The sequence below is a fragment of the Streptomyces sp. A1136 genome (assembly GCF_004795055.1).
Taxonomy (GTDB): Bacteria; Actinomycetota; Actinomycetes; order Streptomycetales; family Streptomycetaceae; genus Streptomyces.
This window is the reverse complement of the sequence record NZ_SSBJ01000045.1, coordinates 23,510-48,041: the sequence shown is the minus strand read 5'-3', so window position 1 is coordinate 48,041 and position 24,532 is coordinate 23,510. Positions and strand designations below refer to the sequence as shown.

Here is a 24,532-nt window from a genome sequence, read left to right as displayed (position 1 = left end):
ACGGCTCGATGAACTTCCACTGGGCATTGGTGAGTTGCCTGCGCGTCACGACCACAGTCCTACCGGATTCCACCCCGCGCAGAGGACAGAACTCAGGAACTGATCACGACATCACACAGGCCCTAGGTCCCCCAGGTGCACACCGTCTCCGATGACCCGGTCCAGGGAATCCGTACGTCGGCTGACCTTTCGGATCTCCTCGACCCGCTGCACGCTCAGGTCGCAGGCCACGGCGACATGGACAGCGCTCCACGGGCGGCCTTCCGACTGGAGCCGGCGTTCCGCTGCGGCGACCTTGCGGATCTGCTCGTGGAAGTGCACCGGGATGCGGATGACCGCCCCCTCGTCCGCCACGGCCCGGCTCATCGACTGCCGGATCCACCACGTCGCGTACGTGGAGAACTTGTAGCCCTTGACGGGATCGAACTTGACCGCTGCACGAATCAGCCCGAGAGCCCCGTGCTGGAGCAGGTCCTCGTGGTCGAGTCCCTGTCCCGCGTGGCGGAGGGCGATACTGTGCGCGAGCCCCTGGTTGTGCACGACGAAGCAGTTGCGTGCTCTGACTCGGAGGTCGGTGGCCGCGAGTGCAGCGATCTCTGCCTCGGTCGGCCTGCTCTCGATCCGATCAGCGCCACCCCGCACCAATACAGCGAGGCCCACTTCCTCCTCGGCCGTGAGCATGCGCTTCTCGGGTCGCCGGGTGAACCGGTCCTCGTTCAACACCGCCAGCGCGGCCCGGACCGCTCGGCCGACATCCCCGAGAGGCCGCGTGGGCGCGCCCGAGTCCGGGTCCTGATCCGGCTCGAACTCCTCCTCTTCGGCGCATTCGGGTTCCGTCACGGGAGGTTGCGTCTCTGCCTCGGCCTGCACGTCTTCCTCATGCACACCGGGCTCCCTGGAGGCTCCCGTCACGCCCTGCGGCCGGGCCGCTTCCCGGAGCGAGCGCGTTTCCGCCGGGGTCAACCCCGAGAACCGGGCCACCCCCTCCACGATGGTGACACTCACCCGGCCCTGCGCATCCGCGTACCTGCCCAGCAGCGCATGCGCCGCCGGCACCCGGCCCGTCATCGCCGGATGTACAACCTTTCGCGCGTCACGATCGTCGTGGTCCGTATGCTCCGCTTTCCGTCGGACCTGAAGCCCCAGGCGGCCCAGCTCGCCCCGCAACCGCTCCTGCTCGGCCTGCGCCAGTCCGAGGCCTCCGACACGGCGCCGGAAGTCCTGCTCGGAGACCACACCGCCCACCGCAGCCTTGCCGAGTTCGGCGTACAGCTCGCGGAGCGCGTTCCGGAGTCCAGCCGCATCCCGCTCGCCCCGAGCCTCTTCACTCACGGCCACCCCTTCCTCACCCGTTCAAGAAATGACCCTAAGTTTGACCTGTTGACAATGTCAACAGGTCTGAAGCTAGAAATTACACCGGGTACGTGTGTACATTTTGAGCTGCGAGGAAGGCACGAGAGGGCCATGCCATCTCTGCGACCATGAACAGAGCACCTGCCCGCCCATAGGGGGCAGGTGCACGGGGTGGACCAGCAGGGGGCACGGCGACGTGGCAGGGAGAGGGGCGGCAGTGACCGAGCGGCTGATCGGGGGCCGGTTCCGGGTGACGGGAGTCATCGGGGCCGGGAACATGGGCGAGGTCCACCGGGCCGAGGACCTGCACCGCGCGGAGGGCGACGTGACGCGTACCGTTGCCGTGAAGACCGTGCTCCGCCGCCGCTCCGGAGCCGTGCTCGACACCGGTGCAGATGCCAAGGCCGTCCAGCGGTTCGCCCGCGAGGTCCGGATCATGCGCCGCCTGGACCACCCGAACCTCACCCGCCTCATCGACGGCGGTGTCGACGACGCCGACGGCGGGCGCCCGTACCTCGTCATGGAGTACCTCGACGGCGAGACCCTGCGTGACCTGATCGAGGAGGAACGGCAGCTCCCCATCTCCTGGGCCGTCGCGATCGGCGCTCAGATCGCCTCAGGTCTGGCCGCGGCCCACACGGCGGGCATCGTCCACCGCGATCTGAAGCCGGCCAACACCATGCTGATCACCGGCGGCACCGTCAAGGTGCTCGACTTCGGGATGGGCCGGATCGCCGACGATCCGGAGGAGACCCGGCTCACCAGCACCGGCGTCAGCGTCGGCACGGCCCGCTACATGGCACCCGAGCAGTTCGAAGCCAAGCAGGTCACACAGGCGGCCGACCTCTACGCCCTCGGCTGCGTCCTGTACGAGATGTTGGCCGGAGTACCGCCGTTCACCAGCGGATCGGCCTACGAGCTGGGGCGCAAGCACGTCGAGGAAGAGCCGACGTCGGTGCGGCTCGTACGGCCGGCCGTACCTGCCGGACTGGCCCGTCTGGTGGACCGGCTGCTGGCCAAGGACCCCGCCGAGCGGCCCGCCGACGCCGTCGCCGTCCGCGATGCCCTGCTGCCCCTGCTCCCCGATGCCTTCGCGGCGGACGGGACGGACCCCGGCGACGAAGCCTCCGCACTCCCCCACTGGAGCGCCCTCGACCCGGTGCGCGTCCTGCGGCACACCACCAGCCCGACGGCGGCCACCGCACCCGCACCGGTCGCGGAGAAGCGGCCCTCCGCGGGCCCCGGCGGCGCCGGGATGGACGTCTTCGGCGTGCACAGCACCCTGATCGAGGACTACCGCTCCTTCACCGAGGGCGGCACGATCATCCGGGACGAGCGGATCGCCGCGTTCGTCGAGGACGACCTGGACGCGAAGTCGCAATGGCCGGACCCGTGGCTGTCTCTCAACCCCTTCTTCGCGGGCGGCGGCACGGTCGTCGAGCTGGCCGGGCAGGGCGTCCTACACCGCGAATGTGCGCAAATCTTCCAGGCCCGGAAGACCCCGGGCGCCACGGTGTGCGATGGCCGCCCGCTGACCCTCCACCAGCACCAGCGCGAGGCGATCGACGCCGCCGCGTCCGGTGACTCGTACGTACTGACCACCGGTACCGGTTCCGGCAAGTCACTGTCGTACATCATCCCGATCGTCGACCGGGTGCTGCGCGAGCGGGAAGCGGAGGGACCGCGCTCCGCCAGGCGCGTACGGGCGATCGTCGTGTATCCCATGAACGCCCTCGCCAACAGCCAGCTGAAGGAGTTGGAGAAGTACCTGCGGGACGGATACGGCGAGGGCCGCGAGCCGGTCACCTTCGCCCGCTACACCGGCCAAGAGGACGACCAGCGCCGCAAGGAGATCCGCGACAACCCGCCGGACATCCTCCTCACCAACTACGTGATGCTGGAGCTGATGCTGACCCGGCCGGCCGACCGCGCCAGCCTAATCAGCATGGCCCGCGGCCTGGAGTTCCTGGTCTTCGACGAGCTGCACACCTACCGCGGCCGGCAGGGCGCCGACGTCGCCCTGCTCATCCGCCGGGTACGCGAGGCCTGCCAGGCCGAGCGGCTCCAGTGTGTCGGCACCTCCGCCACCATGTCCACCGAGGGCACGGTGGACGACCAGCGCAAGGTGGTCGCCGACACCGCGAGCACCCTCTTCGGTACGGTCGTCCGCCCCCGGAACGTCATCGTCGAGACCCTGATCCGAGCGACCGACGAGGCACCGGAGACCGTCCCGGCCGAGCGGCTCCGCGCGCCCGCCGCCCCCCGCGCTTACGCCGACCTGGTCCGTGACCCGCTGGCTCGCTGGATCGAGACCCGGTTCGGCCTGGCGGTGGACGCCGGCCGGCTGGTACGCCAGCAGCCGGCGAAGATCGAGGTCGCGGCCCAAGAGCTCGCCGACGCCTCGGGCGTGGACTCCCAGCAGTGCCGGGACGCGATCCGCGCCACCCTTGAGTCTGGCTCCGAGGCACGACACCCGGTGACAGAGCGGCCCTTGTTCGCCTTCCGGCTGCACCAGTTCCTCTCCAAGGGCGACACGGTCTACGTCACCCTGGAGGACAAGCTCACCCGCCATCGCACGCGCTCCTACCAGCTGGAACAGCCGGGCAGCGGCGGCAAGCTGCTGATGCCGCTGGCGTTCTGCCGGGAGTGCGGCCAGGAGTACCTCACGGTGTGGCGTACGGAGAAGGACGGCGAGGTCCGCTACGAGGCCCGCCGGGACACCATGGCGACCGGCGGACGGCAAGGCGACGGCTACCTCTACGTCGACCACGACCGGCCCTGGCCGTCGACCACGCAGTACGCGGTGGACGACCGCCGACTGCCCGAATCCTGGCTGGAACTGGACGACAAGGGCCAGGAAGTCGTCAAGAAGACCTACCGCGACCGGGTCCCGCGCGCGATCACCGTGGACCCGCGCGGCATCGAGGGCCAGGGCGACCTGCAGGCCGCCTTCATCCCCTCGCCTTTCCTGTTCTGCCTCCACTGCGGTGTGGCGTACGAGCAGACCCGTGGCAAGGACTTCGCGAAGCTGGCAACCCTCGACCAGGAAGGGCGCTCGTCGGCGACCTCCCTGATCTCCGCCTCCGTGGTGAAGTCGCTGAAGGCGGTCCCGGAGGAGGCCCTCGACAAGGAGGCGCGCAAGCTCCTCACCTTCGTCGACAACCGCCAGGACGCCTCGCTCCAGGCCGGCCACTTCAACGACTTCGTCCAGATCACCCAGCTGCGCGGGGCGCTCTACCGGGCCGCCCTCGAAGCCGACGAGGACGGCATCCCGCACGAGGAGCTGGCCACCCGCGTCGGGGAGGCCCTCGCCCTCGGCCTCGTCGACTACACCGGCGAGAGCGAGCTCGCGCCGTCGATCGCACGGGCCGCCGCCAAGACCCTCCGCGACGTCATCGCGTTCCGGCTCTACCTGGACCTGGAGCGCGGCTGGCGCATCACCATGCCCAACCTGGAGCAGACCGGCCTGCTGGAGATCGACTACGAGGACCTGGACTGGGTCGCGGCCAAGCAGGACCGCTGGGACGGCACCCACGAGAGGCTGCGCACCGCCGACTCCGCCCTGCGCGCCGAGATCATGAAGGCGCTGCTCAACGAGATGCGCCGGTCCCTCGCCATCGACGTGTCCTACTTCCGGGACGACTTCGACGCACTCCAGCGGGCGAGCGAGGAACGGCTCGTGGACCCGTGGGTCCTGTCCGCCTCCGACCGGCCCAAGGTGGGTACCGCCTACCCGCACCCCTCGGGCAAGGGCATGGACCGCTCGGCGCTGTTCCTGTCCGCCCGCGGCAAGTTCGGCAAGTACCTGTGCCGGGCCGACCGCAAGTTCAAGGAACTCGACACCGACGAACTCCAGCTGGTCATTGAGCAGCTGCTGCAGGTCCTGGCGAAGGCCGGGTTGGTGAAGGAGGTCTCCGAGGCCCCGCAGCGCGCCGGCCGCTTCCGCCGCCCGACGGGCCCCGCCACGACCGGCTACCGGGTCGCCGCGCAGTCCCTGCTCTGGCGGGCCGGCAAGGGCGAGACCGGTACGCACGACCCGCTGACCCGCACCTACCAGAGCGGCGACGGCCCCCGGGTGAACACCTTCTTCCGCGAGCTGTACAAGGACGCGGCGGGCGCCCTGGCTGGCCTGTTCGCCCGCGAGCACACGGCGCAGGTCTCCCCCGAGGAGCGGGAGCAGCGGGAGGAGGCCTTCCGCAAAGCCCAGCTGAAGCTGCTGTACTGCTCGCCGACCATGGAACTCGGCGTCGACATCTCCTCGCTCAACGCGGTGATGATGCGCAACGTCCCCCCGACGCCCGCCAACTACGCCCAGCGCTCGGGCCGGGCCGGCCGCAGTGGCCAGCCCGCCCTGGTCACCACGTACTGCGCCACCGGCAACAGCCACGACCAGTACTACTTCCGCCGCTCCGAGCGGATGGTGGCGGGCGCGGTCGCCCCGCCCCGCCTGGACCTCGCCAATGAGGACCTGGTCCGCTCCCACCTCCAGGGGATCTGGATCGCGGAGGCGGGCCTGAAGCTGGGCCGTGCCATCCCGGACGTCCTCGACGTGTCCTACCCGGACACCGGCGAACGCCCCGCCCCGGACCTCAACCTGCACCCGGAGATCCTCGCCGCGTCCCTCGACAAGGACGCCCAGCGCCGCACCGTCGACGCGTCCCTTCGCGTCCTCGGCCCGCTGCTGCCCGACTTCGCGGACACCACCTGGTGGTACGACGAGTGGATCCAGGACCAGGTCCGCACCGTACCTGAGCGCTTCAACCGTGCCTTCGACCGTTGGCGCAAGCTGTTCACCTCCGCGCTCGACGACCAGTTCATCCAGAACCGGCGTCGGCTCGACTACAGCCTGACGGAGGGCGACCGGATCCGGGCGAACTCGCGCCGCCGTGAGGCCGAGACGCAGCTGAACCTGCTGATGAACGAGAGCGTCGACAACAAGTCGGTCCTCTCGGACTTCAACCCGTACCGCTATCTCGCCTCCGAGGGCTTCCTGCCCGGCTACAGCTTCCCGCGCCTGCCGCTCGCCGCGTACATCCCGACCGTCGGCCACCGCCGCGGAAACGGCGACTTCCTCCAGCGGCCCCGCTTCCTCGCCATCCGCGAGTTCGGGCCCGGCGCGCTGATCTACCACGAGGGTGCCCGCTACCAGGTCACCCGGATCCAGCTGCCGCCCGACTCCTCAGGCGACCTCGCCACGAGCGAGGCCCGCCGCTGCGCGCAGTGCGGCTACCACCACGACCCCGAGGAGCGCAACGACCGCTGCCTCATGTGCGACGAGCCGCTCGGCTCAGCCACGTACGGGCTCCTCCACCTCCACACCGTGTACACCACGCGCCGTGAGCGGATTTCCTCCGACGAGGAGGAGCGGCGCCGCGCCGGCTTCCGGCTGGAGACCTCCTATCGCTTCCACGACCACGGCACGCGCAGCGGCCGGCTGAACGCGTCCGTCACCGACGCGGCGGGCGCTCCGGTCGCCGAGCTGGCGTACGGGGACTCGGCGACGGTCCGCATCACCAACACCGGCCGGGTCCGCGCCAAGAGCGACGAGCCGAACGGCTACTGGCTTGACCTGGCCGACGGCCGCTGGATGAACGACCGCGACGCCTCGCAGGCCTCCGGTGACTCCGCCGAGCTGCCGGTGATCGACGAGGACGGCAACGAGCGGCGCCGCAAGAAGCGCGTCATCCCCTTCGTGGAGGACCGCCGCAACATCCTGGTCCTCACGCTCGACGAGGCCCTGCCCGAGCCGATCGCGCTGTCACTCATGTACGCGCTGGAGCGGGGCATCGAGGCCGCCTTCGAGCTGGAGGACGCCGAGCTGACCAGTGAGCTGCTGCCCCCGGACGACGGCCCCCGCCGCCGCATCCTCTTCACCGAGGCCGCCGAGGGCGGGGCGGGCGTCCTGCGCCGCCTCCAGGCGGAGAAGGGCGCGCTGGCGAAGGCGGCCCGGCAGGCCCTCGCCATCTGCCACTTCGACGAGGACGGCACGGACCAGGACGGCCCCCACCCGGACCGCCCCTGCGCCCTGGGCTGCTACGAGTGCCTGCTGACCTACGGCAACCAGCTGAACCACTCCCTCATCAACCGACACGCGGCAAAAGAGCTCCTGGTCCGCTTCGCCTCGGCCACGGCCACGCGTGAGACGCGCAGCGAGTCCCGCTCGGAGCAGTTCCGCCGCCTCCTCGACCAGGCTCCGGACGCCCCGTCCATGACCCGGGTGGAGGCCGCGGTCGAGGAGGCCGTCGCCGTCGCCCAGGACAACCTGCTCACCTGGCTGAGGGCGCGCGGCCTCCGTCTCCCCGACGAGAGCGAAACCCTGATCACCGAGGCGAACGCACTGGCGGACTACGTGTACCGACTGCCCGGCGTCAACCTGGCGGTCTTCGTCGACCTGCCCGAGACCGAGCCGACGGCGCTCCGCGACGAAGACGCCGAAGAGCGCCTCCTGGACGCCCGCTGGGACGTCGTCCGCTTCCCGCACGACGCCGACTGGGACAAGCTCGTCGCCCCGCACGCCCGCTACTTCGGCACCCCTTCCGCTCACTGACTTCCGCCAACTGACACGAGGACGAGACGACTCATATGGCACTGACGTACACCGCGGGTTCCCTCGTGACGGCCCGCGGCCGCGAGTGGGTGGTGCTGCCCGAGAGCGAGGCCGACCTGCTCGTCCTGCGCCCCCTCGGCGGTTCGGACGACGACATCGCCGCCGTCTTCCCGGCGTTCGAGGAGGTGAAGGGCGCCGAGTTCGCGGCGCCCGAGCCGTCCGACCTCGGCGACCAGCGGGCGGCCGGCCTGCTGCGCACCGCCCTGCGCATCGGCTTCCGGTCGGGCGCCGGCCCGTTCCGCTCCCTCGCCGGTATCTCGGTGGAACCGCGCGCCTACCAGCTGGTACCCCTCCTCATGGCACTGCGCCAGCAGACCGTCCGCATGCTGATCTCCGACGACGTCGGCATCGGCAAGACCGTCGAGGCGGGCCTGATCGCGAGCGAGCTCCTCGCCCAGGGCGAGGCGACGGGCTTGGCCGTGCTCTGCTCGCCGGCGCTCGCCGAGCAGTGGCAGCAGGAACTGCGAACCAAGTTCGGCATCGACGCGGAGCTGGTCCTCTCCTCGACCGTCTCCCGCCTCGAACGCGGCCTGGACCTCGGCCAGTCCCTCTTCGACCGCTACCCCCACGTCATCGTCTCCACCGATTTCATCAAGTCCCCCCGCCACCGCGACGACTTCGTCCGCCACTGCCCCGACCTGGTGATCGTGGACGAGGCCCACACCTGCGTAGCCGCCGAGGACTCTCCCTCCGGTGCCCAGAACCAGCTCCGCTACGAGCTGCTGCGCCGCGTCGCCGAGGACACCGAGCGCCACCTGGTGCTGGTGACGGCGACCCCGCACAGCGGCAAGGAGTCCGCGTTCCGCAACCTGCTGGGGCTGGTCAAGCCGGAGCTGGCGCAGGTAAACCTGGAAACGGAGTCGGGCAGGAAGCTCCTCGCCCAGCACTTCGTGGCACGCAAGCGGGCCGACGTACGCCAGTACCTCACGAAGGAGGACGGCCTCGGCGACGACAGCCTCGCCGAGCGCACCGCCTTCCCCTCCGACCGGTACTTCAAGGACGAGACGTACAAACTGTCCCCCGCCTACCGGGCCCTGCTGGACGACGCCATCGCGTACGCGAGTGAGCGCGTCGAGGCGGCCGGCAGCCAGGGCAAGCGTGAAGCCCGTATCGCCTGGTGGTCGGCGATCGCCCTGCTGCGCTCCCTGGTGTCCTCCCCGCGGGCCGCGTCCCAGACCCTGCGCACCCGCTCGGCCGCGGCCATCGCTGCCTCCGCTGAGGAGGCCGACCGGCTCGGTGCTCCGCTCAACAGCGACGCCGCCGACAGCGACACCCTCGAAGGCATGGACGTGGCACCGGGCGCGGAGACGGACGGCACGGGCGACCGCCTTTCCGAGCTCGCGCAGCGGGCCGCCGCACTGGAGGGCGTCGGCGACGACCTCAAGCTGAAGGCCCTGATCAAGCACCTCAAGGCCCTGCTCGCGGACGGCTACCACCCCATCGTCTTCTGCCGCTACATCCCGACGGCCGAGTACCTGGAGGCCGAGCTGGCCGCGGGCGAGACCGAGGACGGCAAGAAGAAGCGCTCCCCGCTCGGCGCCAACACGGTCGTCAAGGCGGTCACCGGCACGCTCTCCCCTCAGCAGCGGGTCCAGCGCATCGAGGAACTGGCGGCAGAGGCCGGCAGCGACAAGGCCGCCCGCCGCGTCCTGATCGCCACCGACTGCCTGTCCGAGGGCGTCAATCTCCAGCACTACTTCGACGCCGTCCTCCACTACGACCTGGCCTGGAACCCGACCCGCCACGACCAGCGCGAGGGGCGCGTGGACCGGTACGGGCAGAAGCGCGACGAGGTCCGCGTCATCACCCTGTACGGCGATGACAACGGCATCGACGGCAAGGTACTCGAAGTCCTCATCAAGAAGCACCGGCAGATCAAGAAGGACCTCGGCATCTCGGTCTCGGTACCCGACGAGCTGTCCACCGGCGTGACGGACGCGATCGTGGAGTGGCTGCTGATGCGCGGCCGGGAGCAGGAGGACGCCCTGTTCAGCGCGGACGCGTTCAAGGTGAGCACGGCGAAGCTGGACAGCGACTGGAACTCGGCCGCCGAGCGGGAGAAGGCCTCCCGGTCCCGGTTCGCGCAGCGCTCCATCCATCCGCAGGAGGTGGCCCGGGAGGTCGCGGCGGTCCGCGAAGCCCTGGGCGGCACGGGCGAGGTGGACACCTTCGTCCGCGAGTCGCTGAACGCGCTGGGCGCCGTACTCCGTGGCACCGGCGAGGACTTCACCGCCCAGGTCGGCGGCACCCCGGCGGGCTTGCGCGACGCGCTCGCGCCGGTTGTGGGGGCGGAGGTGATCGAGAAGGACCGCCCGATCCCCTTCCTCAGCGATCCCGCGGTCGGCCGCGGCGAGGCGGCCCTGGTCCGCACGGACCCGGTGGTCGGCGCCCTCGCGGCCCACGTCCTGAACGCCGCCCTGGACACCCAGGCCGACGGCGCCCGCCCGGCCCGCCGCTGCGGCGTCATCACCACGGACGCGGTCACCACCCGCACCACGTTGTTGCTGGTCCGCTACCGCTTCCACCTCACGCTGCCGTCCCGCACGGGCGACAAGCAGCTGGTCGCGGAGGACGCCCGCCTGTTGGCCTTCCAGGGCTCCCCGAAGAACGCGGCGTGGCTGCCGCCGGAGGAGGCCATCGCCCTCCTCGACGCCACGGCCACGGAGAACACCGACGCGTACTTCGGCGAGCGCACGATGACCCGCATCCTGGGCCAGCTCCCGGAGGCATCGGACCACCTCGCCGCATACGGCGACGAGCTGGCCTCCGACCTCGACGCCTCGCACCGCCGCGTGCGCGCGGCGTCCGGCGAGATCGTCCGCGGCCTGACGGTCACCGCCCAGAAGCCCGCCGACATCCTCGGCGCCTACGTCTACCTGCCCGCCGCCGTCGCCGCCGGAGTGTCCGCCTGATGTCTGCCACCACCCGCAACCAGGTCTTCACCGCCGTCCAGACGGTCGGCGCGCTCCTGCCGGCCGACATGCTGGTGCGGATCTCGGAGGGCAAGGACGTCCCCGGCTCCAAGCCGGTGGACTACGGCCTGCCGACCTCTCGTTCCGTACGGGACGAGGCCGAGCGCAGCTGGGAGTACCTCAAGCCGCTCTGGCGCGACCTGCGCAAGCGCCTCCCGGAGCACGAGGAGATTGGCCTGCCCGCCGCCGACCCGACGGGCCTGGCGGGCAACGACTGGCTGACCCCGCTCTGGCGCGAACTGGGCTTCGGCCCGCTGACGCCGGTCGGCCCGGCCGGCATCACGGCCGACTCGGACGCGGAGAAGTCCTTCCCCGTCTCCCACCGCTGGCGCCACGCCCTCATCCACCAGGCGGCCTGGAACGCCAACCTGGACAAGCGCCCCGGCGGGGCCGGCACGGTCCCGCCGCAGTCGATGCTCCAGGAATGCCTGAACCGCGTCGACGCCCACCTGTGGGGCGTGCTGACGAACGGCCGCCAGGTGCGGCTGCTGCGCGACTCCAGCGCCCTGGCCACGGCCTCGTACGTCGAGTTCGACCTGGAAGCGATCTTCGACGGCGAGCTGTTCAGCGAGTTCGTCCTGCTGTACCGGACCCTGCACGTCTCCCGCTTCGAGGTCGCGGAGGACGCGGCCCCGTCGGCGTGCTGGCTGGAGAAGTGGCGTACGGAGGCCATCGCCTCGGGCACGCGGGCGCTGGACCAGCTCCGCAAGGGCGTCCAGGAGGCGATCACAGCACTGGGTACGGGCTTCCTCCGCCACCCGGCGAACGCCGCCCTACGCGAGGACGTCCAGCCGAAGGCCCTCCAGGCGGCCCTGCTGCGGCTGGTGTACCGCCTGCTGTTCATCTTCGTCGCCGAGGACCGCGAAGCGCTGCTGTCCCCGAAGGCCGACCAGCAGGCCCGCGACCGCTACGCGTCCTACTTCTCCTCGGCCCGGCTCCGCGCGCACGCCCGAAAGCGCCGGGGCACGGCCCACGGCGACCTGTACGAGGCGCTGGGCATCGTCCTGGCGGCGCTGGGCGACGAGGCCGGCCGCCCGGAACTGGCCCTGCCGGGCATCGGTGGCCTCTTCAACGACACGGACGCGGACGCCCCGCTGCGCGGCCTCAAACTGTCCAACGAGGCCTTGCTGACGGCTGTACGGCACCTCTCCCAGGTCCGCGACGGCAGCCGCTGGCGGGCCGTGGACTACCGGCACCTGGACGCGGAGGAACTGGGCTCCGTCTACGAGTCGCTGCTGGAGCTGGAACCGAAGCACAGCGCATCGGACCGCACCTTCACCCTGGTCGAGGTCGCAGGCAACACCCGCAAGACGACGGGCAGCTACTACACCCCGTCCTCGCTCATCGAGTGCCTGCTGGACTCGACGCTGGACCCGGTGATCGCGGACGCAATGAAGCGCGGCCAGGAGGCGGCCACGGCCGCCGACGCGGCCGACCCGGCGGACTCCATCGTCAACGAGCTCCTGTCCCTCACGGTCTGCGACCCGGCCTGCGGCTCCGGCCACTTCCTGGTGGCGGCGGCCCGCCGCATCGCCAAGCAGGTGGCAGCGGTCCGCGAACGCAACCCGGAGCCCACCCTGGACGCAGTCCGCCACGCCCTCCACGAGGTCGTCGCCCGCTGCATCTACGGAGTGGACCTCAACCCGATGGCAGTCGAGCTTGCCAAGGTCTCCCTGTGGCTGGAGGCCCTGGAACCGGGCAAGCCGCTGGGCTTCCTGGACGCGCACGTCAAGCACGGCAACGGGCTGATCGGGGCGACGCCGCGGCTGCTCCAGGACGGAATTCCGAACGAGGCATTCAAACCCATCGAGGGCGACGACAATGGGTTCGCCAAAGCTCTTGAACGCCAGAATCGGCTTGAGCGCAGCGGCCAGCAAGGTCTCTTCAACCTGGAAGTCGAGCCCAAGGTCACCAACGGCACGTTCGCAGCCAGCCTGCGCCGTATCACTGCCGCCTCGTCGGCGACCCTGGCCGAGGTGCACCGCCAAGAAGCTGCCTACCAGAACTGGTCTCAGTCAACCGAATACGTCCACGCCCTCCACGTGGCGGACGCCTGGTGCGCGGCGTTCATGTGGTGCAAGACACCTGACGCCCCTCCGGCGATGACTGACGAGGTCTTCCGCGCCCTCCACGACCCGTCGGCCGACGCGGCTCCGCAGTCCACGCACAACGAAGTCATCCGCCTGAGGCACCAGTATCGATTTTTCCACTGGCACCTTGAGTTCCCAGAAGTCTTCTCCGTCCCAGAATCAGGCATTGGAGTGATCGAACTAACGGGCTGGGCCGGAGGGTTCGACTGCGTGCTCGGCAATCCGCCGTGGGAACGAATCAAGCTCAAGGAGCAGGAATTCTTTGCCCAGCGAGATACCGGTATTGCTACCGCCTCAAGCACTGCCACCCGTCGCGCGCTCATTGCAGAACTCCCGAACACGCGACCAGAACTAGCCCGAGAATTCTCAGCGGTAAAACGTCAGGGTGATGGCGAAGCCCACTTCATCCGAAACTCGGGCAAGTATCCCCTCACCGGAATCGGAACCGTCAATACATACGCGGCATTCTCGGAAAGCAATAACCGACTGCTCGGCCGACTCGGCCGAATGGGCGTTATCGTCCCGACCGGAATCGCCACTGATACCACTACTCAGAATTTCTTCAAAGATCTGGCGAATAACAGATCCCTCGCCTCCCTGTACGACTTTGAGAACCGAGGCGGACTATTCCCGGAAGTGGACTCACGCATGAAATTCTGCCTGCTGTCCGTCACTGGAATCGCAGTACAGGAACCGGCTGCGCGGTTCTCGTTCTTCCTTCAGAGTCCGGCCGACCTGGACAACACCGAGAATACGTTCACCCTCACCTCGGAGGAGATCCAGCTCCTCAACCCCAATACCGGCACCTGTTCTGTCTTCAGGTCCCGCCGCGATGCAGATATCTGCCTGGCCATGCACCGCCGGTTCCCTGTTCTCGTCAGAATCGGCGACCCGAGGGGTAACCCTTGGGGAGTCTCACTGGGGCGCATGTACCACATGTCCGAGGATTCGCACCTATTTCACGAGCGCGAGTCTCTCGAATCTGAAGGCTGGACCCTGAAAGGGAATTCATTCGAGAAGCAGGGAGCCCGAATGCTCCCCCTGTACGAAGGCCGAATGGGGCACCAGCACAACCACAGATTCGCTGACTCGACGGGATCGCACGAAGCGTCGCAGCGTGAACTCGAAGATGCGGACTTTGTTGTGCAGCCGCAATACTGGATCTCAACAGATGAAACACGAAAGCGTCAAGAGCGGCGTAACTTCGGCTGCACCACCGGAATGCTCGGACATCGACGCGTGGCTCGCAACAACGACGAGCGCACCTCCATCGCTGCAATCATTCCTTGGGGTGCCGCATCCTACGGATGGACCCTATCCGCCGGCCCGTCCGCCAAGCACCTTGCCCTGCTGGTGGCGACCTACAACTCCGTCCCATACGACTACGTGCTGCGGAACAGCTTCAGCCAGCCAAGCATCCCGCAAAGCACATCAGAGCAGATTCCCGTCCCCCCACCAGCAGTTCTCGACCGGCACCAAGATTTCACTGTTCGGCGTGTCGCCGAACTCATCTATACCGCTCACGACATTGCTCCGTTCGCTCACGACATCAATTGCACAGGTGCTCCCTTCCGTTGGAATGAGGCGCGTCGCCAGGTGATCCGCGCCGAGCTGGATGCGCTCTTCTTCCACCTCTACGGAATCTCCCGTGAGGACGTCGACTACATCCTCGACACGTTCCCAATCGTCAGGCGTAAGGACGAAGCCAAATACGGCTCGTACCGCACCAAAGAGCTGATCCTGGCCGAGTACGACCGGATGGCCGCAGCCGGCGTGAGCATGGAGAACCCGTTGATCGACGGCGAGAACTACACGTCCACGCTCACCCCACCCCCGGGACACGGCCCCCGCCACCCGGCAGCCTGACACCCACCACGCCTACGCGGCCCGGAGCGGAGGGGAGCCACGGTCCGGGCCGTGACCCGAAAGGGGTCGACCATGGATGACGAGATCCAGCTGTTCAGAGACGGTGATGGCCTGGCGGTCATCGGAGACCAGGCGGCGGTCGAACGCTTCCTCGTCTCTGCAGGATTGGCGTCGAAGGAGCTCGGATCGCGACGGCTCGGGCCCGCCCTCGGCAACGCGGCCAAAATCACGCAGGCAGGTTCCGACATCGCTGCCGGCTCGGGTCGCTGGGTGAAGCTGACCAAGGAGTCCGCGCAGCGTATCGACAAGATCGGGCTCAGGAAGAGCGCCACGACGGGTCTCGAAACAGGCGTGCTGAAGGGGCCCAAGGGCCAGGCCAAGGGGTTCGTCGAGTTCGCGAAGGGGTCAGGACCGCTCCGGCGCAACCCGGCGCAGCTGGCCAACATCGCGACGGTCATGGCGCAGCTGGCGATGCAGCAGGCCATGGACGAGATCGCCGACTATCTCGCCACGATCGACGAGAAGGTGGACGACGTGCTCCGCGCCCAGGAGGACCAGGCGCTGGCGCAGATGATCGCAGTGGACTTCGTGATCAAGGAGGCCATCACCATCCGGGAGCAGGTGGGCCGGGTCTCCGAGGTCACGTGGTCGAAGGTGCAGGACAAGTCGACGACGATCGCGCAGACCCAGGCGTACGCGTTGCGTCAGCTCGATGCACTTGCGGAGAAGACGGAGCTCAAGAGCAAGATCGGTGATCTCGCCAAGGCGTCCAAGGAGATCGAGTCCAAGGCTGGGGAGTGGCTCGCCGTTCTGGCGCACTGCTTCCAGCTCCAGGACGCCTTCGCCGTGCTCGAACTCGACCGGGTGCGGGACACGGCTCCGGACGAGCTGGACCGGCATCGCCTCGGGCTTCGGGCCGCCCGGAAGAATCGGATGGATCTCATCTCGGAGAGCACCGAGCGTCTGGTGGACAGGTTGCACACAGCCGCCGGCACGGCCAACGCGAAGGTGCTGCTGCACCCGACCACCTCCCGCGATGTGGTGCACGCACGCAACCACGTCGAGGTCGCCGTCGTCGACTTCCACGGGCGGCTCGGGATCGAGCGCGATCAGGAGTCGTTGGAGGCGCGACGCTGGAAGGACGCGGCCGTGGAGGTGAGGGACAAAGCGCTGGAGAAAGGAGCGGAGAAAGTCGATGCCGCCCGGCGCTTCGGCAACGAGACCAGAGACCGGGCCAGATCGGCGAAGGGCAAGCTCTCCAGTGGGATCGTCGAGCGTGCGCTCCGTCGGCGCGGCGACGGCGAGGAAGGCTGAAAGAGCGGCAACCGTCAGCCCGTGGGCTCCCCTTGGACTGTGCCAGTGAGCGCCTCGGGATTACGCCAGGCCTCGACAGGCCTCACGTGAGCCGTTCCGGCTTTGTCAGTGGCCTTCTGGACGCTGCTCGTCGCCAGCGTGTCCTCCAATCACCGTCGCCGCTGTCGGAGGTGGCAGCGGCAACAGCGAGGGCGTCGCCGCGCCGCCCATCAGCCCGTCGATATGGCAGGACACCCGCACCTACCCCGCCGACCCCCAACTACGACTCGGACAAGATCCTCAAGACCGGTACGGGAGCGAGGTTCGCGATCGTGGAGACGACGTCGACAACGACGGCACCGAGCCCTTCGTCTTCTTCCATAAACTCCCCGCCGACGCGCGCACGGCCCAGTGGACGTTCTCCGGCTCCAGGGGCATGACCGAGGGCGACCCGGCCGTCGTGAGGCTCGCCGCCGACGCCGTCGAGCTGACGCCCCGACCCCGCAGAATCCGAGCCCGGCACCATCTGGACGACCGGTCAGCGTCGACCGGCCGCCACGAAAGGATCGTTCATGGAGACTCGCGGCTACCGCATGGTCGTGTCGACCCGGCAGGACTTCGTCACCACGTCCGCTCATGTCGAGCAACAGCTCTACGCATGGCTCGAAGGCAAGCGCTACGACACGTCGGCGCTCGACGAGGGGCGCAATGACATCGCCCCCCACGTGACCCTGGATCAGGACTCCTCGTCCGGTCAGCGCGGCGCGTACACCCGCTGGCGGATGCGCGAGACGCCGTCGCCGCAGGTGGGTACCTGGCAGTCCACGCTCGTCGTCCGCGCAGACCTCCGGGACGACCAGCGTCGTACGTGGATCCAGGTCGACATCGAGAACCGGCCTTCCCTCCCCGGACGGTTCCCCACCCCCGCGAACACTCCCGGCATCGCGCGCCTGCTTCTGGACGCGCTCGACGCCGGGGACGGCCTGGCCCAGGTGAAGGCGAAGCCGACGTTCATCGAACCGGAGGACGTGCCGGAGGTGATCGAGGAACTGTGCGACACGGAGCGTCGGCTGCCGATCGTCGTTGCCAGCGTCCCCTACGGCGTGGATGCGGACGGCTGGGCGGAGGGAACCGTGGATCAGGCGTTCAAGCACCTGCCCGGCCTAGCCACGTTGTACGTCCTGTCGCCCGAGGCCCAGCCGGTGTTCAACGAAGTGCTGGGATTCCACCCTGTGTTCGGCGGAGGCATCCGAACCTATTTTCCGGGCGTCGATCCCGAGTGGAAGCCTGATGCCCAGCGGCACCCCGTGATGTCTCGGAGGGCGATCGAGGCCGACATACGCAAGGCCGGGAAGATCCTCGCCGCGCTGCCGCAGCGTCAGGCCCAGCGCCACCCGCTCCCGGAGGCGCTCGCCTCGCTGCCCATCCTGCGCACCCGGCCGCGTCCTCAGACGCATGGCTCGGAGGTCGAGAGGCTGACGAGCGACAACACAACGCTTCGGGAGATGCTGGACGAGGCCGGGGAGTCCGAGATCGCCCAGGCGAAGAGGATCAGCGACCTCAACTCCGATCTCGACACCGCCGATCTCACCGCGGACCAGCTCCGGGGAGAGAACGAGGAGCTCTACGACCAGTTCCAGGCCGCCCAGAGGCAGGTCCGTTTCTTCCAGGAGCGGTTGACGGAGGCGGGGCAGTACGAGCTCGCGTACGCGGCGCCCGCCGCGCCGGACATCACCTACCCCGAGACGTTCTCCGACCTCCTCGACAGGTTTGGTGAACTCCCGTACCTGAGTTTCACTGGCAAGGAGAAGACCACACGGGATCTCGACAGCCAGTCCGTGGACAACTGGCTCCAGGTGGCGTGGGACGGCCTCCTTGCCCTCAACCACTTCGCAGAGGTATCAGCCAAGGGTGAGGCCAGCGGTGACTTCCTCAGCTGGTGCAAGGGGGAGGAGTCCCGGAGCCATCCGTTCCCGGCGGCGAAGGTGGCGATGCGGGAGTCGGACCGAGTCGCTCAGGACGACAAGATGCGCAAGCAGCGGATGCTGCCGGTGCCGGAGGAGGTGGAAGAGAAGAGGATGGTCTTCATGCAGGCCCACCTGAAGATCGGTCTGGGCAACACGGTCGCCCCCCGGCTGCACTTCTACGACGACACGCCTCGGACGGGAGTGGTGTATGTCGGCTACCTCGGCCCACACCTCCGGAACACCAGGACCTGAGCCGGGCCCGGCGGCGGGTGTCCTCACCCGCCGCCGGGCGGTGCACCGCTCAGGCGTTCGCCGCGAAGGGCACGAACCGGCCCCAGCCTTCGAGCCCGACAGCAAAGGCGGGGTGGGTGACGTCCTTCGAGTCGCGTACGTGGACAGCGTGTTCCGCGATGGCGACCTCTACGCAGCTATCGCCTTGGGTGCCACTGTAGCTGGACTTGAACCAGGCGAGTTCGGTCGTGCTCATAGCTCTCCTCGCAGTCTCTCCAGCAGGCCACGCGATTCCTTGGGGTTGAGGGCCTGCGAGCGCAGTGTGTCATAGCGCTGCTGGAGGAAGCTCACCTCCTTGGGGGCGGCGATCAGCCTGCCGTTCTGCTGACCTTCGGAATACGCGAGTCGCCGCCCATCCGGCGTTTCCATCAGTTGCACCGGACCATCCAGGCGCGCATGGAACTCCGCACTCAGCGGCACCACTTGCGGCGTCACATTGCGCGGCGCGCTCAGCTCCAACACCAGGTCCAGCATCCCCCGCTGCACCTCCACACCGCCCAGTCGGCGCTGGAACACCGCCTCCTCCACGATGAAGCTGAACGGAACCGTCGGCCGCTCCCGGAGCATCTTCTGCCTATCCAGTCGGGCGGTCAGCTGAGCTTCCACCTGTTCGTCCGTCAGCAGCGGGATGCTGTTGTCGAACACCGCCCGCGCGTACCCCTCCGACTGCAACAGCCCCGGCACCAGCCGGCACTCGTACGTGCACAGGCTCACCGCCACTCGCTCCAGCCGCGCCCACCGCCGGAACCACGCCGCCAGCCCCGGCTCGCCGCGCGTCAGATGCCGGGCCGCCTTCTTCAGCGCGCCCGTGTTGCCCAGTGCCTCCTCCGCCCGCTCCACGAACGCCTCGTCCGGCATCCGGCGGCCCAACTCCACCGACTCCACGGTGTGTTTGGAGAACCGGACCCGCGTCCCGAACTCCACCCGACTCAGCCCCGCATGCTCCCGCAGGGCCTGGACGACGGCCCCGAACGTCCGCAGACTGTCCGACGGGTCGGGTTCGCGCTCCCAGTCACCCGCCGCCCCCTCGCAATCCACCTCGCCACCCACGATCGTCATACGCGGCCACCTCCAAGTACGTGCATGGGTCCTCCCCGCGACTGACTGACCCAGAGACGGCAATCCGCCCGTACCGTCCACTCCGAGTGCCCGTACGCTGACTCCACGTACGGGGTGCACCCCTCGCGGACCTCGCCCCACCACCGTCACCGTGGCCCCTATGAACCCCTCCTCCCCACAACTCGACACCCTCCCGGGTGTCTTCTCCCTGCTGCTGTCGTCCACCCGGCGCGGAGCCCGGTTCGGTCGGTTGCTCGCCGTCACCGAACTCCGCAGCTGGGGCATGCCTTCGAGCATCACGGAGCGTGCCGAGCAGATCGTCGCCGAGCTGACCGCGAACGCCGTGCTCCACGGCCGGGTCCAGAGCCGGGACTTCCGGCTCGGGCTGTCGCTCTCCCCCGCTCCCCGGACCCTGCGCATCGAGGTCACCGACGCCCGCCGCGATCGGATGCCGGTACCCCCCCCCGGCATGTCGACGGCGAGACCGGCCGCGGCCTGCTGCTTGTCTCCGAGCTCGCCGACCGCTGGGGAGTTGTGCCCTACCCGCCGAGCGGCAAGACCCTATGGGCGGAGGCGGATCTTCCGTCCCTGCACCCGGCGAACGGATCCGGCCAACCGGCCGGACAACGTCTTTGATCAAGGAAAGTCGGTCGCTCTACGCTTCTCCCGGCGGGCGGCATCGCCCGCCGCACCCGGCTCGACCGTCCCAGGAGCGTGGTCCGTGCCCTTTCCGCCCAGCGACATCCTTGCCGCGCACAGCAAGTGGCTCTACTTCCAGGGCCTGGAGCACACACTGCGCGAACGCCATCCCGAGCTCGCCCACCGGATCTTCTTCAACCCGGGCGGCCCCTTCTTCTACCTGAAGGTCGACCTGTCTGGCGAGTCCGGAGTCGCCCTGGCGATCACGCGGTTCGGCAACACCGAAACCTGGGCCATCCTCGATCCCCAGCTGGACGGCGAGCCCTCCGTCTGGGCCCCGAGCACCCCCGGCGAGGTGCTGGTCGACTCCCTCGCCGCCCATGCAGCCGCCCATCTCGCCGGCGTACCCGTCGCCTCCCCCTGGCGCTGGCACCAGAGCGAGCGAAGCGACATGACCGACCTGGCCGACCTCCTCACGGACAGCGGGGTCAAGGTCCGGCGTGTGGTGGCGGGGAACGGGTGGTTCGCTTACGGCCCCCGGCACGAGCCGAAGCTCGGCCTCATCGAGAGCTCCAGGGGCCACCACCTCGACGCCGAGCTTCCCGGAGGCGTCCTCGTCCGGGTGTCGATCAAGCCGAACCTCGGCTGGACCGCTCACGTCCACACTCCGGAGTGGAACGCGTGGGGACGTATTGATCTCAGTCGCGCCCTGACGGGCCAGAAGCGTCCCGTCCCTGGGCTCCCACTCGCCTCGACCTCGGTGGAACGGATCGCTGAGGTGATCAGCGGAGGGTTCGGGGCATGGGCGGAGGTCCGCCCATGGAACCCGTTCCGGGGCTACTCCCAGCCCTCGCCCTTCGGTTTCAATCACGTTGATGCCGTTCTCGCTCAGCTTCCCCCGCTCGGCTTCAACGATCTCCGCGAGGGCGTTGACGGCGCGCTCGTCTCCGACTCGCACCACGTCGAGTGGTGCGAACGCAGGCCCAAGACGCCCAAGAACCTCTTGAAACCCGAGCTGGAGCGCATGAACGGGCTGGCCGCCGCGGCAGGGGAGGACGCCCCGAAGCGCCTCATCCTGATTACGAACTGCGGGCTCAGCCGCCCCGCGGCGTCCTTCGCCGACCAGGCCAAGGCGTTCGTCTTCCACCTCGACCCCGACACCGGCCAGCTGGATCCGCTGAACCCGCGCGCCCAGGAGGCCCTCCCGCCCTGGGAAGACCCCCGCAAGCACGACTTGGAACTCTGGTAGCCCGATTCCGGCCCCACTGTCAGCACCACCACCTACCCTGCCTGGAGTGATCCGACCCACAGGAGAGTCTGAGGCCCATGACGACGGACGGATACCCGGAGTTCCAGCTGCACCTGCCGAAGGGCGGGCCCGTCGCCCGCGGGCAACTGTCGGCTGACCGAGGTGCGCGGGGTAGCCAGAAGTTCGTCGTGTCTGCGGGATCGCCGGCCAGGGCCCAGGAGGCCCCTTCGTTCGAGCTACGCAAGCCACCCTCGTTCCATGAACGGCGGCAACTGATCGGGGACGGTTCGATCCGGGAATCGTCCCGGTGGCCGGGCTATCTGGAAGCGTCTCGGGACATCGAGTGCTCCTCACCTTCTGCCGCCGCCGAGATCCTCATGGGGTGTAGCACCAACGGCCTGGGAGCCTGGAAGACAGCTGAGGGCCAGCCCCTTGCCAAGTATCTCGGCCGGCAATCCCCCGGCCCCAACCGCGCCTGGCTCGTGCGCGGCTCCAACGTCACCGGGCTCGACCTGGTGCAGCGCATGTGGCTCCCCGAGGGACGGGTCACTCTCGCGGCCTCCCGGCTCCGCCAAGGCGTCGCCCAGGGCAGCAGCAAGGAACAGCTCCGCACCCTCGTCCAGGAGGACTACGAGTCCACGGCGACCTACAGCCAGAAGCAGGACCTCGTGGAGGAGCTGCACGCGTTCCTGTCCCGGATGAAGCCGGGCGACACCGTGTGCACCATCTCCGGCGGTCGCCTGTACGTCGGGGAGATCACCGGGGAGGTCGAGCAGACCGAGTCCGAGGACCACCGGTCCAACCTGCGCCGCCCGGTGACCTGGCAGGACGAGGGGTTCGCGTACGAGGAGCTGCCCGAGGAGCTCCAGCAGAGGCTGTCCATCCAGCACGATGTGGTGGAGCTGACCACCCTCCAGGCCGTCATTGACGGCCTCGGGCTCACGGACGAGGAGCTGGCCGACGAGGCCGAGGCGATAGAGCGGGATCCGAGCGTGGAGATCCCGGCGCTCGCCGCTCGGCGGGAACTGGAGCTGCCGGAGCCCACGGACGAGCTGGCCGCCGAGCTGCTGGTCCACAAGACGGACTGGCTGCGCGAGGTCCGGGACCTCCTGTGGGACGACCGGCAACTCGTCCTGTACGGCCCGCCCGGCACCGGCAAGACCTATCTGGCGCTGAAGCTGGCCGAGTTCCTCGGCGGCGGCCCGGAGCAGGTGAAGCTGGTCCAGTTCCACCCCTCCTACGCCTACGAGGACTTCTTCGAGGGGTTCCGGCCGCAGGAAGACCCCGAGACCCGGGAGGTCGCCTTCCGGCTCACGGCCGGGCCGCTGCGCGAGCTGGCCGACCTGGCCTCCCGCGAAGGTAACCGGCACATCCCGCATTTCCTGATCATCGACGAGATCAACCGGGCGAACCTGGCCAAGGTCTTCGGCGAGCTGTACTTCCTCTTGGAGTACCGGAACAAGTCGGTCCGTCTGACCTACTCCGGCGACGACTTCGCACTTCCCCCGAACCTGTTCGTGATCGGCACCATGAACACCGCGGACCGCTCGATCGCTCTCGTGGACGCGGCCATGCGGCGCCGGTTCGCGTTCGTGGAGTTGTCCCCGCGTACCGAGCCCACCAGCGGTCTGCTTCGGCGCTGGCTGGAATCCCAGAAGAGGAACTCCGAGCCGGCCGAACTGCTGGACGCACTCAACGCCCGGATCGACGACCCCGACTTCCGGATCGGCCCCTCGTACCTGATGAAGAAGGGCGTGTACCGGGACGGCGGACTGGAGCGCACCTGGCGGACGAAGATCCTTCCGCTGCTGGAGGAGCACCACTACGGCGAGGGCGTCGACATCGAGAAGCGGTACGGGCTCGCCGCGCTGCGGCGGTCGCTCCCCAAGCCGCCCGAGCTCGATCCGGCGTCGCCCGCGTGACCCCGGTCATCGAGCTCGTCGAGCACGCCCCGGCCACCGGCCACGTTCTGCCGGACGCGGTCGGCCGGGCACTGGCCGCCGCCCGGATCGTGGACGCCTCCCCCGATCCGTACACGCCGGGCCGCTGGCTGCTGCGGGCCGGCAGCAAGGTCGGCGCGGTGTCCGTCGACGTACCGGGCGGCGGAAACGGACCGTTCACCGTCCGCGTCACGCCCAAGGTGCCCATCGCGCGGCTGTTCTTCCTGCTCGGCTACAGCCTCGACCCGAAGGGCTCCTGGCGGGACGGACAGGTCGACGTGGGTGAGCACCGCGAGGTGCTGCCCGCGCTCGCGCACGCCGTGGAGCGGCAGATCGACCGGGCCCTGCGGCAAGGACTGCTCCAGGGATACCGCGCGACCGAGGAGAGCGCGCTCGTGGTCCGTGGGCGGATCCGCGAGGCGGACCAGATACGGCGCCGCTTCGGGGCCGTGCTGCCGGTCGAGGTGGCGTACGACGAGTTCACCACCAACATCGCCGAGAACCGCATCCTGCGGGCGGCCGTCGAGCGGCTACTGCGCCTGCCCGGTGTGCCGCGCGAGGTGCGCCGCCGCCTGCTGCACCAGCGGGCCCGGCTCGCCGACGTCACCCCGCTGGTTCCCGGACAGCCGGTGCCCTCCTGGCGGCCGTCCCGCCTCAACACCCGCTACCAGCCCGCCCTGCACCTCGCCCGGGCCGTGCTCGACGGGTCATCACCCGAGCACACGCCCGGCGGCCTGCGCATCGACGGTTTCCTGTTCGACATGAACCGGCTCTTCGAAGACTTCGTGACGGTCACCCTGCGCGAGGCCATGCGCGGATCGGAGTTCACCGGTGCTCTCCAGGATCCGCACCACCTCGACGAGGCCGACGCGATCCGCATGAAGCCGGACTTCGTGCTGTACGGGCCGGACGGCACTCCGCGCGCGGTCGCCGACGCCAAGTACAAGGCGGAGAAACAGGACGGCTACCCGGACGCCGACCTGTACCAGATGCTCGCCTACTGCACGGCGCTCGGACTGCCGGAGGGGCATCTCGTCTACGCGAAGGGCAACGCCCCGCACGCCGCCCACCGGGTCCGGCACGCGGGCATTACCCTCCATCAGCACGCCCTCGATCTCGATCGCGAACCGGCCACGCTCCTGGCCGATATTGCCGCCCTTTCCCGGCAAATGGGTGCTGACCTGCCCGTATGATCGGCGGCGGAGT

11 protein-coding genes and 1 pseudogene are annotated in these 24,532 nt (G+C 69.0%); 9 read left to right on the top strand and 3 right to left on the bottom strand.

What is annotated here, in order from left to right:
• Positions 1–111 precede the first annotated feature (111 nt).
• The gene (locus tag E6R62_RS31710) at positions 112–1,332 is read right to left on the bottom strand and encodes a sigma-70 family RNA polymerase sigma factor (RefSeq protein WP_136216930.1); all 1,221 of its coding nucleotides are present in this window, start codon (positions 1,330–1,332) and stop codon (positions 112–114) included.
• Between the two features lie 238 nt (positions 1,333–1,570).
• Between E6R62_RS31710 and E6R62_RS31705 the strand changes: the two genes are divergently transcribed.
• The 5 genes from E6R62_RS31705 to E6R62_RS31685 all read left to right on the top strand — a co-directional run bounded on the left by E6R62_RS31705 (position 1,571) and on the right by E6R62_RS31685 (position 18,400).
• A complete protein-coding gene (locus E6R62_RS31705) occupies positions 1,571–7,900 on the top strand; it encodes a protein kinase (protein WP_136216929.1) in 6,330 nt (2,109 codons plus the stop codon).
• 35 nt (positions 7,901–7,935) lie between these two features.
• Positions 7,936–10,872, top strand: coding sequence for a helicase-related protein (locus E6R62_RS31700; RefSeq protein WP_136216928.1), 2,937 nt, complete (start codon positions 7,936–7,938; stop codon positions 10,870–10,872).
• On the top strand, positions 10,872–14,888 hold the full coding sequence (locus E6R62_RS31695) for a DNA methyltransferase (RefSeq protein ID WP_136216927.1): 4,017 nt from the start codon (positions 10,872–10,874) through the stop codon (positions 14,886–14,888). Before E6R62_RS31700 ends, E6R62_RS31695 begins: the two co-directional genes overlap by 1 nt.
• Before the next feature lie 72 nt (positions 14,889–14,960).
• Entirely contained in the window at positions 14,961–16,202 is a 1,242-nt protein-coding gene (locus tag E6R62_RS31690; RefSeq protein WP_136216926.1) for a hypothetical protein, read from the top strand.
• Positions 16,203–16,753: 551 nt separating this feature from the next.
• Positions 16,754–18,400, top strand: coding sequence for a hypothetical protein (locus tag E6R62_RS31685; RefSeq protein WP_240802018.1), 1,647 nt, complete (start codon positions 16,754–16,756; stop codon positions 18,398–18,400).
• A 49-nt stretch (positions 18,401–18,449) separates the two neighbouring features.
• On the opposite strand, the gene E6R62_RS31680 is transcribed toward E6R62_RS31685, so the two are convergent.
• Together E6R62_RS31680 and E6R62_RS31675 are read right to left on the bottom strand one after the other, a co-directional pair.
• Complete coding sequence (locus E6R62_RS31680; protein ID WP_136216925.1) at positions 18,450–18,635, bottom strand: DUF397 domain-containing protein; 186 nt, start codon at positions 18,633–18,635, stop codon at positions 18,450–18,452.
• On the bottom strand, positions 18,632–19,498 hold the full coding sequence (locus E6R62_RS31675) for a helix-turn-helix transcriptional regulator (protein WP_136216924.1): 867 nt from the start codon (positions 19,496–19,498) through the stop codon (positions 18,632–18,634). The genes E6R62_RS31680 and E6R62_RS31675 overlap by 4 nt, the downstream gene beginning before the upstream one ends.
• Positions 19,499–19,658: 160 nt before the next feature.
• On the opposite strand from E6R62_RS31675, the pseudogene E6R62_RS41385 reads away from it, so the two are divergent.
• The 4 genes and pseudogenes from E6R62_RS41385 to E6R62_RS31655 all read left to right on the top strand — a co-directional run bounded on the left by E6R62_RS41385 (position 19,659) and on the right by E6R62_RS31655 (position 24,519).
• Positions 19,659–20,134 (top strand): annotated as a pseudogene (locus E6R62_RS41385) (ATP-binding protein).
• Positions 20,135–20,219: 85 nt separating this feature from the next.
• Positions 20,220–21,386, top strand: coding sequence for a hypothetical protein (locus tag E6R62_RS31665; protein ID WP_136216923.1), 1,167 nt, complete (start codon positions 20,220–20,222; stop codon positions 21,384–21,386).
• A 77-nt stretch (positions 21,387–21,463) separates the two neighbouring features.
• On the top strand, positions 21,464–23,308 hold the full coding sequence (locus tag E6R62_RS31660) for a DUF4357 domain-containing protein (RefSeq protein WP_136216922.1): 1,845 nt from the start codon (positions 21,464–21,466) through the stop codon (positions 23,306–23,308).
• The gene (locus E6R62_RS31655) at positions 23,305–24,519 is read left to right on the top strand and encodes an McrC family protein (RefSeq protein WP_136216921.1); all 1,215 of its coding nucleotides are present in this window, start codon (positions 23,305–23,307) and stop codon (positions 24,517–24,519) included. Before E6R62_RS31660 ends, E6R62_RS31655 begins: the two co-directional genes overlap by 4 nt.
• Positions 24,520–24,532 lie beyond the last annotated feature (13 nt).

Excerpts from the sequence above, each read along its gene's own strand:
- E6R62_RS31660 (WP_136216922.1), top strand. The coding sequence starts at position 21,464 with ATGACGACGGACGGATACCCGGAGTTCCAGCTGCACCTGCCGAAGGGC.
- E6R62_RS31685 (WP_240802018.1), top strand. The coding sequence starts at position 16,754 with ATGGAGACTCGCGGCTACCGCATGGTCGTGTCGACCCGGCAGGACTTC.
- E6R62_RS31700 (WP_136216928.1), top strand. The coding sequence starts at position 7,936 with ATGGCACTGACGTACACCGCGGGTTCCCTCGTGACGGCCCGCGGCCGC.
- E6R62_RS31695 (WP_136216927.1), top strand. The coding sequence starts at position 10,872 with ATGTCTGCCACCACCCGCAACCAGGTCTTCACCGCCGTCCAGACGGTC.
- E6R62_RS31675 (WP_136216924.1), bottom strand. The coding sequence starts at position 19,498 with ATGACGATCGTGGGTGGCGAGGTGGATTGCGAGGGGGCGGCGGGTGAC.
- E6R62_RS31690 (WP_136216926.1), top strand. The coding sequence starts at position 14,961 with ATGGATGACGAGATCCAGCTGTTCAGAGACGGTGATGGCCTGGCGGTC.
- E6R62_RS31680 (WP_136216925.1), bottom strand. The coding sequence starts at position 18,635 with ATGAGCACGACCGAACTCGCCTGGTTCAAGTCCAGCTACAGTGGCACC.